Genomic DNA, 17972 nt, shown 5'->3' on the forward strand with positions numbered 1-17972 from the left:
ACGAGTTAGTTTAATTAAAAAGAGGGGAACATATATAAATATGAAGCTTATAAAAATAGCAACGATAGGTATGATTGCGGTAGGATCTCTTTCTATTTCTTCAAGTTCTTTCGCTGAAATGGAAAATGTAACGAAGAATGAAGCACAAGCAGCTCCAAGTAGCTTTCCTGATGTTCCGGGTTGGGTAAAGCCATCAGTAGATTATCTTATAAATAAAAATGTATTGTCAGGTATGCCTGATGGCACGTTTTCACCAAATTTAGAGATAGATAGAGGTTCAGCCGCAAAAATGATGGCGAAAATATTGGACCTTCCTGTCGATCAATCGGCAACGCCTACTTTTGATGACTCAAAAAGGAACTGGGCAGCGCCGTATATTGCGACTATAGAAAAAGTGGGTGTTATTAAAGGGGATGGGAACGGGAAGTTTAACCCGAATGGAAAGCTAACGAGAGGCGCGATGGCTTCTATGTTAGTAAATGCATATAAATTACAAGAGAAAGTGACAGGGAATCCACCAACAGTATTTACAGACTTAAAAGGGCATTGGAGCGAGAAATATGTAAATATCTTGGTTGAATTAGGTATTTCAAATGGGTACGGTCATGATAATTGGAAGCCTGATCAAACGATTACTCGTGCTGAAACGGTAAGTTTAGTCGCTCGAACAGATACTTCAAAAGATAAAGAGTTTAAGCGTAAACAAATTCAGATGTCCAAATCTTTCTTTGCTTATCACGATGCCTCATTATCTTCAGGAATCGCTTTTGAAAGTACACCACAAGCTGTAACAGTGTATGAAGAAAGAGGAGATGGCTGGGTTAAAATCCATACAAATCAAGGGTTCAAATGGATCTTATTAAACGAAAAAAGAATTCATATTAATAGAGACTTTTTCACATACGATTATCCAGCGGACTCAGCGAATGTACTGTTAAAATATACGGCGCAAACGGTGACAGTAGTTGAAGAAAGAGGTACGTGGTTGCGTATAAGAACTGGTTCTGGTCTTCAATGGATGAATACGAATGAATCTAGAACAGTAATCGACAACTTAAAAACGATCCAAAATAATCAACAAGTTATTTTAGTTACAACAAAAGGCTATCATACGAATCAAGCTCAAATTCGTACATTTGAAAATTCAAATGGAAAATGGAGAGAGCAAAAGAATATAAATGGATATATTGGAAAAACAGGTTTTGCAGTTGAGATGAGTGAAAGTGGTGTGAGTTCGCCAAGAGGAAAATACACAATTGGTTCAGCTTTTGGTAGACAAGGGAATCCTGGTACGAAGCTGCCCTTTATTCATTTAACACCAAATCATGTTTGGGTAGATGATTCTACATCCCCATACTATAATACCCTGCAAGAAAAGCCTGTAAGAGGTAGATGGAAATCAGCTGAAAATATGTATATCCCGGCGTATGATTATGGATTCGTCATTAATTATAATACGGAATCACGTACACCATACAAAGGAAGCGCGATTTTCTTCCATGTCTCTACCTCATGGACAGAAGGGTGTACAGGTGTAGATAAACAAAATGTGATTGATATTTTAAGATGGATTGATCCAGGGAAAAACCCTGTTATTATTCAGACTCCTGAAAATGAACTGACAAACTATTAATTTGATACTCTAAAAAAATATAATGTATACGGTATTATTTTAAGCCTACTTTCATTAGTAGGCTTTTTTTAATATCAAACGCTAATGGATTATTTCATTAAAAACTTGGATTTACGATACGTTAGGCAGGTTTCATAAACGGTGGTTTGTAGTTTTTTGAGACTAATGAATAAATTTTTTAATACATAGGGATTAACGTGAATAAAATAAAAGGTCAATTTCTTTTCATGTAAAGAAGTTGGCTTTTTTATTTAGTTTTGCATAGCGTAAGGGATTTTTGTTTCAGAGTATTGTTTATTTTTCAACTTGATGATAATGAGGAGAGATACCTGTATGCTTTTATGAAGAATCCTTATTTACACTAAGGATTGGAAGTTTATCCCGCCTTAATGGGCAGTAAGACCCCCACCGATTAAAGTTTCATTTTTTGTTTTCCGAAAATATAGACTGGGGAAAATAATGTAAAAAAACTATTGTATGTTTCAAAACCTTATGTTACATTTGTGTTACAGAAGAGTTACAAAGCGTAACTTATGTTACGGATTGTTTTCTTTTGTTTTTCAGTGTGTTACAAAGTGAGGATATGTAAAGCTAAAAAAATAGCAACCTAAAAATAGTTTTTCTATGTGTATAAGAGTGTGTGTAGTAAAGAGCCTGGTGAGATTTTTACGCACATTATTAAAATTCCTTTCTGTTTTTAAAAGAAGAAGAAAACCAACTACCAACTATTTAGGAGTTTTAAGTAATGATAGTAAATGAAATGTACTTCCTTTCCCACACACAAAGTACATCTTTATTTTCAGTCTAATTACTACACAGACTTTTATACATATGCTGTTATTTATTGTTTTAGGGATATATAGGAGGAGAGAAAATGAGAAAGTTATTAATGGTAATTGGGCTTACGTTTTTAATGTTAGCTGGATGTAGCAATGGGAATTTTGACAAAGCAATGGATGAAGGAAAGACTGCGTTAACGAATAAAGAATATAAAAATGCATTATCATCATTTGAAAAAGCGCTAGGTGAGAAAAAAGATGATTCAGATGCAATGATGCTTGTAGAACAAACGAAAATAATGATAGAAGCAGTGAAGTTAAAAGAAGAAACAAAGGTAGAAGAATCAATCAAGTCATTTGAAAAAGTAGAGAACATGAAGAATGGAAATGCTACGCTTGTAAAACAAGCAAAGGAAGAACGCACAGCATTACTAGCCATCTTAGAGCAAAACAAGAAGTATAGCGAGCAACTGACGAAAAGTGAAGAGTTAATAAGTAAGAAAAATTATGCAGAAGCGAAAGAGATATTAAATAAGCTAGTTGCAGAAACAAAAGATAACAAAAAACTTGAAGAATATAATAAAAAAGCGGTAGGATTAGTTACTAAAATAAATGAAGAAGAAAAAACTGCAAAGAGTGAAGCAGCAGCGAAAGCACAAAAAACAAATGTAGTAACGAATCAAAAGGTAGCAACAGAAAAGACTCAAAAAACTGAGGCAGAAAAAAATCAAAAGGTAGTAGCAGAAAAGAACCAAAAAACTGAGACAGAAAAGAATCAGAAGGTAGCAACAGAAAAGAACGGCAAAACTGAGACAGAAAAAAATCAGAAGGTAGTAACAGAAAAGAACCAAAAAGTAGAGACAGGAAAGACTCAAGATGCATTTACTTTTGAGAAAGCGAAAGCATATATCAAAAATGAATATAAAGAAGACTATGATTACACGTTAGAGAATACGCAAGTAGAGAATGGAAAGAAATATTATCAAATAAGAGTGCATACGACATATAAAGTAGAAGGTGCAGGTGGACCAGGATTTACTGGTGTATTCAAAGTATTCGAAGATGGTACAATCGTTGAAATGCACTAATTTGATGGAAAAGGTATCCTCAAAGTATATGAGGGTACCTTTTTTAGCATAAAAAAAGGCATCTAGCAAAAGTACTAGATGCAAATAAAAACACAAGGGAAGATAAATATCTTCCCGTTTCCCGTAAGTAATTATATCAAAAAATTTATAAAAAACTAGCTTTATTTTTTATGTAATTGATGTGCAAAGCTATGAAATGATAAGATTACACTGTTTTCATAGTGTTTTATTAAAAAAAGGAGTTACGTATATGATTAATTTTAAACCAGAAAATTTGAACCAACTATTAAAAATAACGTTAATTAGTGCGAATAAATCTTATGATGCGATTAAAGATTATGAATTTACGGGAGAAGCAGTAGTATTCCGTGTAGACTTCGAATATATTGACGTTTCTTTAATGATTATAGATATGTTAGGAAGATCAGCTTCTAAATTTAACATTTTGCCATATGCCCGTCCGAATACGAATGAAATAGATTACATTCAGTTTCATGTGTATTCGGTTAATGAAGGGAATTTTAAAGAAATGATGGATACGATGTAAAAACTATAATTTTACAAAATTGTATATAAAACCTTAATTTCTGCTAATATATAATTAATAAATTCATATAATTGGAGTGATGAGATGCAGCCGTTAGAAAGGGAGATTCATTCTAATATGCTGAAAGTGTGGAGGATTCACGCTTTAATTGGGGCGGCAGTTATACTAGCAGTCGTAATTGCATATTTCTTTTTTATGATCAATTTTAATTGGTGGGGTTGGTTGTTTGGTTTGTTAGTAACAGGTGCTATTCTATTTATCCCGCTTGATTATTTCGTGTTTCCAAATTTACGTCAACGCTATTATAGTTACAGATTAAATGAAGAAGAGGTTGAGATTCAAAAAGGAATGTTCGTTGTAAAACGCGTACTTATTCCGATGATGCGCGTGCAGCACGTAACGATTGAACAAGGACCAATTATGAGAAAGTATAATTTAGCAGAATTACATATTTCAACAGCAGCAACTTCTCATAGTATTCCAGGCTTAACGAAAGAAGAAGCAGAGCAGCTGAAAAGACAAATTGGAGAACTCGCGAAAGTGAGTGATGAGGATGTATAAGAGGCAACATCCGATCACGATTTTATTAGGTATTAGGATTTCGAGTTTATTTCCACTTATTATCCTTGTTATGTTTAAACCTGAAGAACAAGTGAAACCTTGGTATGTCTTTTATCTTTTCATCTTGTTTATTATATTCATTATGGCAATTTTCTCAGCTATAAAATGGTATTTCAAAGTGTACTGGGTTGAAAATAATATTGTACATATAAAGCACGGTGTGTTCGTTAAGAAGGAAAGTTACTTAAATAAAGAACGTGTGCAAAATATTAGTACGTCTTCTAACATCATTTATCAAGTGCTTGGACTGACGAAGTTAAACATAGAAGTAGCCGGCGGCGGTACTGAACCGGAAGTGATGTTAGCTGGCATTAGAGAAAGTGAAGCGAAGGAACTGATTTCTTTATTACATAAAGAGAGAAGTGTTGTGACTGAAGAAGAGCCCGCGACAGCAGAAAATAAGACAGTTTATCAGTTAACGGTGAAAGAGATTTTAGCAGCTTCCATTACGTCTGGTAGATTCGGATTAGTGTTTTCTGGATTACTTCTTATTTACTCAGAGTTTAATCAATTTCTACCCGAATGGCTCATTAATAAAGTAGAAGCGTATGTGATGGATAACGGTGTATATGAATTAATTGTTATGGCTGCGATTTTAATGGTGGTTTCGTGGGTCGTTTCGACAGCTGGTTATGCGTTAAAATATGCGAACTTTAAAATTGAGCGAAACAGAAATGAAATTCGCATCGTGCAAGGGTTATTTGATAAAAAAGAGTTTGTTTTAAAACTACACCGCATTCAAGCAATTACGGTGAAAGAAGGAATTCTTCGCCAGCCGTTCGGTTATTGCTCTGTCGAAGTGGAAGTTATTCAAAGTATAGAAGCAGCAGGGCATGAAGTAATGTTACATCCTTTTATGAAAAAGAAAGATGTCCAGCAGTTACTTACGTATTTGCAGTTGCCGTATGAAATGGAAGAGAAAATCGTTCATTTACCGAAGGCTGCATTACGTCGTTACGTAATAATGGGCTGGATTACAAGTGCTGTACTCGCTGTGCCGATTATCGGTGCGAGTATATATTTTAAGCAAAATATGGCGTTATTCACGTTAATACCACTATTTATCATATTTACGTTACTCTCATACGCCCGGTATACAAGTGGTGGATATATGATACGAGACAATCAGTTAGTCATGGTATACCGTGGCCTTGCGAAATATACTGGGATCATGCGAAGAAGGCATGTTCAAGCAGTAGGATACAATCAATCGTATTTTCAAAAGAAAGACGAGCTATGTACAGCTGCCGTATCAGTAGCGGGACATGGTTATGAAGTGAAGCATATGCGAAAAGAAGATGCGCTTCGTATATATAATTGGTACAAAGAAAAAGGAAACACCGGTGCGTAATGGTGTTTCCTTTTTTGTGTCGTGATTTGTCGATAAGTCGATATATTCGAAAAATCGCTGATATAATTTGAGTTGCGCCGATATATTTCAAAAATCGCTGATATAATTCGAGTTGCGCCGATATATTCGGGAAATCGCCGATATAATTTCATGTACCGCAGACTTGGAGCAACCACAGCACAAAACCCCTTAAACTAACACATCAAAAGTAGTCACAAATGACGGACGAGAGAAAATACTTTTTTGCTGTTCCGCATGTGGATGCGCTTGAGCCTGAGCCTGAGCTTGACCTTGACCTTGTCCTTCTGCTTGTGCAGGGCGTTTTTTGTGAGCGTTTTCGAATGAACGTGATTCTGTCCAGTCTTTAAAGTTTTGCTCTGTTTCCCACATTGTTAAGATGACATATGTATCGTTACTTAATGGGCGTAGAACTCGAATTGCTTGGAAGCCTGGTTCGTTTTCGATAAGGCCCGCACGGTTTTTAAAACGGTTTTCAAATACTGGGCGACCTTCATCTGTGACAGAAATGTTGTTACAAACGATATAGCCAGGTTGTCCTTTAAATTCGCCAACAGCGTCTAGTACGTCATAGCTAAGTGAGCCTTCTACAGATTCTTCTGTATTTTCTTTATAAAACATATCTTTTTCATTATTTTTTGCAGTGAAATGTGCTTGTTCTATAGGTGTTTCGTATGAAATAATAGCCTTCATTTTAATGCCCCCTTAATTGTTTGTTTCTATTATATCAACTCTCTTAAAAAACTTCGAAGATTATATACATAAAGATACTTCTTTTTCAAATAATAAATGTACCATCATTTGGAAAGAAGGCCGATGTATGAAGAAAGTAAAGTGGACTTTATTAGGTGGATTAGCAACGCTTGTATTAGCGATTGTACTTTATAAACTTATTGTGTTAGCTGGTGGCTATATGATGGATGAAAAGCAGCTCGTTTTCCATTCTTCATCACGTATCGTTGACCAGAAAGGGAAAGAAATTACGAAATTATATGTAGAAAATAGAGACCTCGTACCAGTCGAGCAAATTCCGAAATACGTGCAGCAGGCGTTTATTGCGGTGGAAGATTCTCGTTTTTATGAGCATCAAGGAATTGATTACCCGTCTATATTCAGGGCTCTTTATAAAGATACGTTAGCTGGAGAGAAGGTCGAAGGTGGTAGTACGATTACGCAGCAACTAGCGAAAAACGTCTTTTTAACTCGTGAAAAAACAGTTACGCGGAAATTGAAGGAAGTCGCAATTTCCCTTCAATTAGAGCAAAAATATACGAAACAACAAATTCTTGAAATGTATATGAATCATATTTATTTTGGCCATGGGGCTTACGGTATTCAAGCGGCAGCAAAGTTGTATTTTAATAAAAATGTAGAAGATTTAACAGTAGAAGAAGGGGCAATGCTTGCAGGTCTTCCGAAGTCGCCAAACGGATATTCACCGTATTTCTCTCCAGAGAAAAGTAAGGAGCGCCGCGATCTCGTATTGTCACTTATGCATAAACAAGGCTATTTGACTGCAGAAGAAAGTGTACGTTATCAAGGAAAGACGATTGCGCTATATAAAAACTTAGATGAGAATGAGCTCGCATATATGCCGTATATTGATATGGTTATAGATGAAGCAGCTCGTTTATATGGATTGTCTCATCAAGAAGTGCTCCGCGGAGGATATACGTTTGTCGTTCCGATGGATGAAAAGATTCAAAAGGTAGCGTATAACCAGTTTCAAGATGCACGGAATTTCCCTGGGAAAGAAGAGGGGGCGCAAGGTGCTTTTTTATTAATGGATAATCGTACGGGCGGAATTAAAGCGGCGATTGGCGGAAGAAAGTATGTCCCGAGAGGTTTTAATCGTGTTTTCGCAAAAAGACAGCCCGGTTCTGTGCTAAAACCACTTATCGTCTATGCGCCAGCACTCGAAACGAAAAAGTATAATCCGTATTCTTTATTAACGAATGAAAGAAATTCATTTGAAGGCTATGAACCTCGAAATTACAACCATACGTATTCGAAAGAAATGACGATGTACGATGCGATTTTAGAGTCAGCAAATGTACCGGCAGTTTCTTTATTAAATGAATTAGGGGTAGAAGAAGGAAAGCAATATTTAGAGAAAGGCAATGTTCATATTGCCGATGCGGGGTTAAGTACAGCGCTTGGCGGATTGAAAAACGGTGTTTCAACATTTGAACTCGTGAAAATGTATCGTGCGTTTTTAGCAAATGGCGCTATTATTGAGCCGCACGTGATTGATAAAGTGTTCAATAGACACGGCGCAGTTATTGGAGAATCACCAAAAGTAGAAACGAAAATTTTCTCGAAACAAACGGCATGGTATATGACGAAAATGCTTGAAGGAGTTGTGAAGGAAGGGACAGCGAAAGCCGGTGTATATAACGGGGCGTTAGCTGGGAAAACAGGCACAACTTCCTTACCAAATGACGATAATGGAGCGAGAGATATGTGGTTCGTTGGCTATACGCCAAATTTAGTAGGCGCTGTTTGGATTGGTTATGACCGTACGGATAAAGAGCATCAGCTGCAAGGAGAAAGTGCGTCAGCAACGAAATTGTTTAAGAAAATTTTAACGAAGGCAAATGTAGAACAGAAAGAGCAGTTTATGAAACCAGAAGGTGTGGAAACAATCGGTGCTCCAATTCGGCTGCGCAAAATTGAAGATGTGAAAATGAAATTAGCTTTTAGCCCTTTCGGTTTATTTAAAGCGAAATTAAGCTGGACACCACTTCCAGATGATAGAATTATGTATCGTATTTATAGAGTAGAAAACGGAGCCCATACGCATGTAGCAACTGTAAATGGTGCCGGGGAATATGAAGAAAAGTTCGTTAACATCTTTTCAAAACCGAGTTTTTACGTTGTGCCATATAACACACAAACGAATCGCGAGGGAGAAAAGTCAAAAGTAGCTAAACCATAGTTTTTCTCTGTGTTATAATAAGAATGTTGTGAAAATAGTAAGCGTTTTTAAGAATGTTTGTGTCAATTTAATGAACAACGTACATAATATTATGCATTTTGTTTTTACAAGCTGTATAGTAAAAAAAGATAAATATCGGAATAGAACGTATTTAGAGCAAAAGCATTGGCAAGGAAGGGAGCAAGGGTCTTGGTAAGAAATATAAATGAGACATTTTTAAAAGCATGTAGGGGGGAACGTACTGATTATGTACCAGCATGGTATATGCGTCAAGCAGGTCGTTCACAGCCGGAATATAGAAAGATAAAAGAAAAGTATTCTTTATTTGAAATTACACATAATCCAGAGTTATGTGCTTACGTTACAAAGTTGCCAGTTGATCAATATAATGTAGACGCAGCAATTCTGTATAAAGATATTATGTCACCATTACCTGCAATTGGTGTGGATGTAGAAATTAAATCAGGTATTGGTCCGGTTATTGATAACCCAATCCGTTCTTTACAAGACGTAGAAAAGCTAGGGGAAATCAATCCAGAAGATGACGTGCCGTACATATTAGATACGATTCGTTTATTAACGACGGAAATGTTAGACGTACCGTTAATCGGTTTTTCAGGAGCACCATTTACATTAGCGAGCTACATGATTGAAGGCGGTCCATCTCGTAACTACCATAATACGAAAGCGTTCATGTATGCAGAGCCGAAAGCTTGGTTCGCTTTAATGGATAAGCTAGCAGATATGGTTATTACATATTTAAAAGCGCAAATTAACGCAGGAGCAAAAGCGGTTCAAATTTTCGATTCTTGGGTTGGAACAGTAAATGTAGCAGATTACCGCGTATTTATTAAACCAGCAATGGAGCGTATTTTTGCAGAAGTTCGCCCGATGGGTGTTCCAATGATTATGCACGGCGTAGGAGCTGCACATTTAGTAAATGAATGGCACGACTTACCACTTGATGTAGTAGGCTTAGATTGGCGCTTACCGATTGAAGAGGCACGCACGCGTGGCGTTCATAAGGCGGTACAAGGTAATATGGACCCGTCATTCTTACTTGCACCATGGTCTGTTATTGAAGAACATGTAAAAGGTATTTTAGATCAAGGAATGAAACAGCCAGGTTATATCTTTAACTTAGGACACGGTGTATTCCCAGAAGTAAATCCAGATACATTAAAACGTTTAACTACATTTATTCATGAATACTCTAAAGGGCAGTTAGCGAAGTAAAGGAGCATTGCTGTATGAAAAAGAAAATTGGTTTGCTTGTAATGGCATACGGAACGCCATATAAAGAAGAAGATATTGAACGTTACTATACACATATTCGCAGAGGAAGAAAGCCAAGTCCTGAAATGCTAGAAGATTTAACAGAGCGTTACCGTGCAATTGGTGGTATTTCTCCTTTAGCTACTATTACATTAGAGCAAGCTAAAAAGTTAGAACAGCGTTTAAATGAAGTACAAGATGAAGTAGAGTATCATATGTATCTTGGCTTAAAACATATCGAACCGTTCATTGAAGATGCAGTGAAAGATATGCATAACGACGGTATACAAGATGCAATCGCACTTGTTCTTGCGCCGCACTATTCTACATTTAGCGTGAAATCGTATGTAGGACGAGCACAAGAAGAAGCAGAGAAACTTGGAAACTTAACAATTCACGGCATTGATAGCTGGTATAAAGAACCGAAATTCATCCAGTACTGGGTTGATGCAGTGAAAGGTATATATAGCGGTATGGCAGAAGCAGAACGCGAAAAAGCAGTATTAATCGTATCTGCACATAGCTTACCAGAAAAAATTATCGCACTTGGCGATCCATATCCAGATCAATTAAATGAAACAGCTGACTATATCGCAAGAGGTGCGGAAGTAGCAAACTATGCAGTAGGTTGGCAAAGTGCAGGAAACACGCCAGATCCTTGGATTGGTCCAGATGTACAAGATTTAACGAGAGAATTAAATGAAAAGTACGGTTATACTTCATTCGTATACGCACCAGTTGGATTTGTTGCGGAACATTTAGAAGTTTTATATGACAACGACTTTGAGTGTAAAGTTGTAACAGATGAAATTGGCGCGAAATATTATCGTCCAGAAATGCCAAATGCATCGGACGCATTTATTGATTGCTTAACAGATGTTGTATTAAAGAAAAAAGAATCTGTATTGTAAGAAGAAAGGGGGAGCCTGCTTGAGGAAAAAAGTTGTAATCATCGGCGGTGGCATCACAGGATTAACAACAATGTATAACTTGCAAAAAGAAATTCGTGACAACAACTTGCCGATCGATACATTACTGATAGAAGCATCGGGTAAACTTGGCGGGAAAATTCAAACCGTTCGAAAAGATGGATTTACAATTGAACGCGGACCGGATTCTTTCTTAGCACGAAAAGAAAGTGCAGCAAGATTAGCGAGAGAATTAGGTCTTGGCGATGAACTTGTAAATAATAAGGGCGGTCAATCATTTATCCTCGTAAACAATCGGTTACATAAAATGCCGAGCGGATCAATGATGGGAATTCCAACGCAAATTACGCCGTTTCTATTTTCCGGGCTGCTCTCTCCAATTGGTAAACTAAGAGCTGGCTTTGATCTGTTAATGCCGAGATCAAAGCCAGTATCTGACCAATCACTCGGGCAGTTTTTCAGACATCGCCTCGGCAACGAAGTGGTTGAAAATTTAATCGAACCATTACTATCGGGTATTTATGCAGGGGATATTGATGAAATGAGCTTAATGTCAACATTCCCGCAAATGTATCAAATCGAGCAGAAACATCGCAGTATTTCACTCGGTATGCGTACACTTGCACCGAAAGAAGAGAAAACTGAACCGAAAAAAGGAATCTTCCAAACAGTGAAAAACGGTTTAGAATCTATCGTAGAATCTCTCGAAATGAAGATGCATGAAGGTACGATAATAAAGGGCACTCGCATTGAAAAAATTGCAAAACTTGGTGATGGTTATACGATTACTCTTAGTAACGGAAAAGAAATAGAAGCGGACGCGGTCGTAGTGGCAACATCACATAAAGTACTGCCATCTATGTTTGCGCAGTACAAGCAGTTTCGTTTCTTCCGCAATATTCCGTCCACATCAGTTGCGAACGTGGCAATGGCTTTCCAAGAATCAGCCATTCAGCGTGATATTGATGGTACAGGGTTTGTCGTATCTCGAAATAACGATTACACCATTACAGCATGTACGTGGACACATAAAAAGTGGCCACATACAACGCCAGAAGGAAAAATGCTTCTTAGGTGTTACGTTGGACGCCCTGGTGATGAAGCAGTTGTAGAACAAACAGAAGAGGAACTTGTTAGGCTTGTACTAGAAGACTTACGAAAGACGATGGATATTACAGAGGATCCAGAATTTACAGTCGTAAGCCGCTGGAAAGAAGCAATGCCCCAATATACAGTAGGCCATAACGAGCGAATGAAGAAACTCACGACATTTATGGAGAAAGAGTTGCCAGGTATATACTTGGCAGGTAGTTCTTACGCTGGTTCTGGTCTTCCGGACTGTATTGATCAAGGTGAGTTAGCGGCAAAGCGTGTACTATCTCATCTGGAGAAAGTAATGGATACGGAATTAATCGCACAATAAAGTGAAACGCCTTCAATCATATTGAAGGCGTTTTGTTACTTATTCGCCAACAAACATATATAAGTTATTTGGCTTTATAACGGCATCCCCTGCATAAATAATCCACTCTGTTAAGTTATCAAAATCTAAATGATAACTATTTCCTTCACTCATATCTTTTATAAAATATGGTTCGTTAATGAGTATTCCTTGAATGAAATCTTCCGTAATGTTTTGCATTTCAAACCACATATGTTCACTTTTTCCTTCTTCGTAAGAGACACCAAACTTAGCGAGGAAACGAAAATCTTCATTTGATTGTTCAATGTGAAAAATGTTGCTGAAATACCCGAAAGTATTCTTCGCATTGTAAGCCATACGATCGGTTTCACTATTTGTTTTATAGAACATGAGACCTGTAGCTTCCTCGTATTCTTTGAAAAAACTTTCAATATATTCTTCTGAAGTATTTAATTTGAATAAGAGAACGGATGGAGATTGATGGTATTCATCTCGGTCATCCATTCCGCCAAGAAATACGTTTTGCGCATCTATTGGTTGTAGTTTCACTTCTTCATCCTCAATTGAAGATAATTGATCCATACTCGTTTTATGCCCAATATAAGATAATCCTTTTTCCCATGGAACAGCTACTGTATGTATAGAACCTTGCTGACTATGCGCGATAACGATAGGCTCATTCATAGGGACTTGTCCATTTTCAACGGCATTATTAGCAAACGTTTGAAAAAGATCGCCAATACCGTAGTAGGAAGAAATGCGGTTTGGAATAATTAATTCTATCTCTGTCACACCTGCTCTTAAAAGACCATGTGTATGAAACCAATATTGCGTAGGCTCACCGTCTTTACCGTCTTCATAAACAGAATGAATAACGTATAAATCAGGAATGTCAGGCAACAATTCATTTTCAACGTGATATTCAATATAGCTTCTAGATATCACTTTCATTGCGGCACTTGAATCGATTACAAATAACAAGTCTGGAGCTAGGTTCCATAAAAACTGTAACTGCTGGAAAAAGCAGTCCAGCACATCGCCTACAAATAGCGTACGAGTGAAAATTTCAGTACCATAAGCAGCATCTTCAAAATGACGATCTACGATTGTAGAATCTTGTTTATTGTACATTTTATATTCTTCTGGGTCATTCGCCTCATCAATATGCAGTTCATACGGTATGATTGTTTCATCCATATGCAACTCAACAATAATGCTTGTCTCATCACTATAAACAATTTTCAATTCGTCAACTTTAGTAGCGATCGTTTCTAACCGCTGTTTTAACTGCTTAATTGTAATTCTAGTTGGTATAACGGCAATCATATCTGAAAAATGACGTTCTAATGTTCCATTCATAGCTGCGCGGTATGTTTCTGTTTGCACTTCCATCCAATCACTCCTATTCAAATGAATCCATTTTACATGCCAATAAAATTTCGATATTTTCTGTTTTCTCTCTCTAACATTATAGAGTGCATTCTTAGAAGGTGTAAAATTATTATTTTGTATTATAGTTTGAAAGCTTGTAAATTAAATAAATTTTTTGTAAAACTTGTCGAAGTATGGTTCTATATAACGAATCATTTGTTATGATAGACATGTTGAAAAAATATGAAATAGAGAGAGGAAAATGGCTGTGAAGAAATTGTTAAGTGTCTTTTTATCATTTATACTATTGCTTTCATTTACTGGAACTTTAGTACAAGCAGAAGAAACGACTTCTATGTCAGTAGAAAAAGCAATTCAAGTATTTAAGCAGCAAGGTAAAACGAAGGGGATCGTGGAAGGATATATTGTCGGATATACGCAAAGTCCTTCTAAATACACGAAAGATCCGGCTAAGTTTGATGATACAAACGTAGCAATTGCGGATTCGCAAAATGAAACGAATCCAGACAAAATCATGCCTGTTCAGTTGCCAAAAGGCGATGTGAGAGCGGCAGTAAATGTGAAAGATCATCCTGAAAATATCGGGAAGAAAGTTAGTTTAACAGGGACGCTTGAATTATATTTTAGTAGCCCTGGTTTAAAATCAGTAACAGCTCATAAGTTTCAAGGGGAAGGACAAAACCGTGTTAGCGATGTAGTAGCTTCACCAGGTGGCGGAGAAGTTGCGAAGGGAACAGCGGTAACATTAACAACGAATACAGAAGGAGCAACAATCTACTATACGTTAGATGGCTCTAATCCTACAAATAAGAGTGTTCGTTATAACGGACAAATTGTAGTGAATGAAAATAGTGTAATTAAAGCAATCGCAGAGAAAGAAGGGCTTACTTCTTCAGCGATTTCAACATTTTCATTTATTATCGTAAATAATGAACCAGTACGTATTCATGATATTCAAGGAAAATCACATATTTCTCCTTACAAAGGGAAGAAAGTATACAATGTGGAAGGCGTTGTAACAACGCTTGATAAAAATGGTTTTTATATAGAAGATAATCAGCCGGATAATGATCCAGCTACTTCAGAAGGTATTTATGTGTACAAAAAAGATGCGAATGTAGCGGTAGGGGACCTAATTCAAGTTGATGGAGAAGTAGAAGAATATGTTGGTCCAGGATATGCAGAAAGGTTTGACACAGATTTAACGACGACGGAAATTAAAGCGAGCCGCGTTGCTGTAATCGCAAACGATCAACCTTTACCAGCACCGATTGTACTTGGAGAAAACGGTGTGAAAATCCCAGATCAAATTATCGATAATGATGCATTCGGTTTATTTGATCCAAATGAAGATGCAATCGACTTTTATGAAAGTATAGAAGGTATGCGCGTTACGATGCCAACGCCAAAAATTATTGCACCTCAGAAAAACGGAAATTTATATGTAACAGTAGAAAATGGCGGAAATAAAGTCGTAACAAAATACGGCACACCTGTATTAGATGACAATCAATTAAACCCAGAGCGTCTTTCTGTCAAAGTACCTCGTGATTATGTGGCAAAAGTAGGAGATACTTTCACTGGAGATATAACAGGTGTAGTCGGATATGATTACGGTTCGTTCCGCATTTCGCCAATAACGGAATTACCATCTGTAGTGGACGGTGGATTTAAGCAAGTAGGCGCAAATATTCAGCCTCGTCTTGATAAGTTAACAGTTGCTACATATAACATTGAAAACTTCTCGGCGAATAAAAAAGAAACAACAGATGAAAAAGTAAAAGCGTTAGCGTATTCTATTAAATACAATTTAAAAATGCCAGATATTATCGGTGTAGAGGAAATGCAAGATAATAACGGAACGATTAATGATGGTACAACAGATGCTTCTTTAAGCGCAAAACGTATCATTGATGCAGTTCTAGAGATTCGCGGACCAAAGTATGAGTATGTAGAAATTGCTCCGCATAATAATCTAGACGGAGGAGCACCAGGAGCGAATATTCGCGTTGGCTTCTTCTACAACCCATCACGTGTGAAATTAGCAGCAGTACCGAAGTTACTTGATAAAAATGTTGTTCGCATTGGAGACGAAAATCCACTATTTGAAAGTACACGTAAACCGCTTGCGGCAGAATTTACGTTCCAAGGACAAAACGTTGTTGTCGTTGCAAATCACTTAAACTCAAAAATAGGGGATGCAACGCCATTTGGAAAAGTGCAGCCGCTCGTATTAAAGAGTGAAGAAAAACGAATTCAGTTAGCGCAAGAAGTAAATCAATTCGTACAAGGAATTCAGAAAAAGAACACGAATGCACCAGTTGTTGTGTTAGGGGATATGAACGATTTTGAGTTTGCTAAACCATTAAAAGCACTAGAAGGAACAAACTTAAAAAATATGTTAAACACAGTGTCGAAAGAGAACCGCTACACGTACATTCATGAAGGAAATGCACAAGTGTTAGATCATATTTTAGTAACAAACAACATCGCACCATATACAATTGTAGACCCAGTACACTTAAACTCAAACATTATGAAAGAGCACGGACGTGTAAGTGACCATGATCCGGTACTTGCTCAAATTGATTTGAAGAAAGCTTCTTAAATGAGGGGAACGCTTAGGGAACTAAGCGTTCTTTTTTGTTTTTGTAGCGTCATAGAATGGTATAAAGAGGTGATTCCTTTTTATGTAATCTAGTGATAAAATTAATTGAACATTCAGTCTTTGTGAGGGGGGCAACGATGCCAGCACAAATAAATGGAAAATTAATGAATCAGTTAGCGATTTTATTTAGTATAATCGTCATGTTCCAATTTGTAGCAGATGTAACAGGACTTACTCAAAATTTAGATATCACGTATAACTTAATACATACAGCATCGTCCTATATAACATTTAGTTTGGCAGTCATTTTTACTTTAATAGGTGCAAGAAGAGAATTAAGTAAATATGCAATTATTTTATTATGTTCAGTTGTAGGTATTAAAGCGATTTATTTTGCGTTGTTCGTTATTTTATGGGGATTGGCAGGTACGCCGTAAAGGGGATGGTTACATGATAATAAGAGCGTAATTCTCTAAGCTAGCTTAGGGAATTACGCTCTTATTCGTTCAATGAATTAGTCTGAAATTGCTTGAAACGCTTTTCTACACCGATCTCTTTTTTGCAGTCTTCTTCTATATTTTTTTCTATCCCGCTTTACTCCTTGTATATACATGAATAAGCTAACGAGAAGGAAGAAGGTACATTGCATCGTTAAAATGTACGGTGACATGCCTTGTAATGGTTGCTTTGGGTCATATAAATGAAAAGGTGCTCCGCCTATTGTAGGGAATATTGTATTTAGCAGGACGTACGGAATGGAGGCAACTGCAAATGGAAAGAGAATCGCCATATAGTCTTTTTGTGACCATACAGATGCAGCAAGTCCTAAAAGGGCCATTAAACCTGCAAATAAAAAATTAATTCCGATATATACAGTAATGTAAGCGAGAGGTGCATCTAAATATAGGTTTGCGAACATCCCATCATCATTTATGATACCTGAACCAGCCGTAGGTGCTCCGTCTGGAATGGTTAATTTGCAAAATAATAACGATAAGATGAATGGAAGTGTATAAAGAAATCCTCCGCAAAAAAACGTAACGATATATTTCGTTACTGAATAAGGAAAGAAAGAAATCCCTTTACTCACGAACGGTTTAAAACCATCTGATTTATCCGAATTGTAGCTTGTACTAAAGGGGAAACTCGCAATAACGGGCATTAATAGTAAATAAACATCCATTTCATTGTCGCGAAATCCGATCCATTTCATATCTGTTGATATAGGACCATTCGCTGCGTCTCCTAAATAACGAAGTACATAATAATAGTGATAAATACAAATAAGAACGAATCCACTAAACATAATAATTAAAGAAACACGATTACAAAAAGCTTGCTTTATATTTAAACGAAGCGCACGCATCATG

At 36.8% G+C, this 17972-nt stretch carries 14 protein-coding genes; 11 read left to right on the top strand and 3 right to left on the bottom strand.

Annotated features, from left to right (window positions below; genetic code table 11):
* The first annotated feature begins 40 nt into the window (after positions 1–40).
* From BAQ44_RS09880 to BAQ44_RS09900, 5 genes are all read left to right on the top strand, one after another.
* Positions 41–1633, top strand: coding sequence for an S-layer homology domain-containing protein (locus tag BAQ44_RS09880; RefSeq protein WP_071721550.1), 1593 nt, complete (start codon positions 41–43; stop codon positions 1631–1633).
* Between the two features lie 874 nt (positions 1634–2507).
* Entirely contained in the window at positions 2508–3500 is a 993-nt protein-coding gene (locus tag BAQ44_RS09885; RefSeq protein WP_071721551.1) for a hypothetical protein, read from the top strand.
* A 250-nt stretch (positions 3501–3750) separates the two neighbouring features.
* Positions 3751–4047: a protoporphyrinogen oxidase gene (locus BAQ44_RS09890; protein ID WP_071721552.1), complete on the top strand. Its 297-nt coding sequence runs from the start codon at positions 3751–3753 to the stop codon at positions 4045–4047.
* An 84-nt stretch (positions 4048–4131) separates the two neighbouring features.
* Positions 4132–4608 carry a PH domain-containing protein gene (locus BAQ44_RS09895; RefSeq protein WP_063262008.1) on the top strand — a complete coding sequence of 159 codons (477 nt, stop codon included), beginning with the start codon at positions 4132–4134 and terminating at the stop codon, positions 4606–4608.
* Positions 4601–6019, top strand: coding sequence for a PH domain-containing protein (locus BAQ44_RS09900; protein ID WP_071721553.1), 1419 nt, complete (start codon positions 4601–4603; stop codon positions 6017–6019). Before BAQ44_RS09895 ends, BAQ44_RS09900 begins: the two co-directional genes overlap by 8 nt.
* Before the next feature lie 189 nt (positions 6020–6208).
* On the opposite strand, the gene hmoB is transcribed toward BAQ44_RS09900, so the two are convergent.
* Positions 6209–6730 (bottom strand): heme-degrading monooxygenase HmoB, encoded by a 522-nt coding sequence (hmoB, locus tag BAQ44_RS09905; protein ID WP_071721554.1) that lies wholly within the window; start codon positions 6728–6730, stop codon positions 6209–6211.
* A 127-nt stretch (positions 6731–6857) separates the two neighbouring features.
* Here hmoB and BAQ44_RS09910 point away from each other — a divergent pair, with 127 nt between their 5' ends.
* From BAQ44_RS09910 to hemY, 4 genes are all read left to right on the top strand, one after another.
* The gene (locus BAQ44_RS09910; RefSeq protein ID WP_071721555.1) at positions 6858–8975 is read left to right on the top strand and encodes a transglycosylase domain-containing protein; all 2118 of its coding nucleotides are present in this window, start codon (positions 6858–6860) and stop codon (positions 8973–8975) included.
* A 189-nt stretch (positions 8976–9164) separates the two neighbouring features.
* Positions 9165–10211 (top strand): uroporphyrinogen decarboxylase, encoded by a 1047-nt coding sequence (gene hemE, locus BAQ44_RS09915; protein WP_063262004.1) that lies wholly within the window; start codon positions 9165–9167, stop codon positions 10209–10211.
* A gap of 14 nt (positions 10212–10225) precedes the next feature.
* Positions 10226–11161: a ferrochelatase gene (gene hemH, locus BAQ44_RS09920; protein WP_071721556.1), complete on the top strand. Its 936-nt coding sequence runs from the start codon at positions 10226–10228 to the stop codon at positions 11159–11161.
* 19 nt (positions 11162–11180) lie between these two features.
* Complete coding sequence (gene hemY / locus BAQ44_RS09925) at positions 11181–12602, top strand: protoporphyrinogen oxidase (RefSeq protein ID WP_063262002.1); 1422 nt, start codon at positions 11181–11183, stop codon at positions 12600–12602.
* A gap of 39 nt (positions 12603–12641) precedes the next feature.
* On the opposite strand, the gene BAQ44_RS09930 is transcribed toward hemY, so the two are convergent.
* The gene (locus BAQ44_RS09930; protein ID WP_071721557.1) at positions 12642–13994 is read right to left on the bottom strand and encodes a DUF4026 domain-containing protein; all 1353 of its coding nucleotides are present in this window, start codon (positions 13992–13994) and stop codon (positions 12642–12644) included.
* Positions 13995–14235: 241 nt separating this feature from the next.
* Here BAQ44_RS09930 and BAQ44_RS09935 point away from each other — a divergent pair, with 241 nt between their 5' ends.
* Both BAQ44_RS09935 and BAQ44_RS09940 read left to right on the top strand, forming a co-directional pair.
* On the top strand, positions 14236–16602 hold the full coding sequence (locus BAQ44_RS09935) for a DUF6359 domain-containing protein (RefSeq protein ID WP_071721558.1): 2367 nt from the start codon (positions 14236–14238) through the stop codon (positions 16600–16602).
* Between the two features lie 137 nt (positions 16603–16739).
* The gene (locus tag BAQ44_RS09940; protein ID WP_061676550.1) at positions 16740–17039 is read left to right on the top strand and encodes a hypothetical protein; all 300 of its coding nucleotides are present in this window, start codon (positions 16740–16742) and stop codon (positions 17037–17039) included.
* Between the two features lie 77 nt (positions 17040–17116).
* Here the strand turns inward: BAQ44_RS09940 and BAQ44_RS09945 are convergent, their stop codons facing one another.
* Positions 17117–17971 carry a hypothetical protein gene (locus tag BAQ44_RS09945; RefSeq protein ID WP_063261998.1) on the bottom strand — a complete coding sequence of 285 codons (855 nt, stop codon included), beginning with the start codon at positions 17969–17971 and terminating at the stop codon, positions 17117–17119.
* Position 17972 lies beyond the last annotated feature (1 nt).

The organism is Bacillus mobilis, assembly GCF_001884045.1.
Classification (GTDB): domain Bacteria; phylum Bacillota; class Bacilli; order Bacillales; family Bacillaceae_G; genus Bacillus_A; species Bacillus_A mobilis.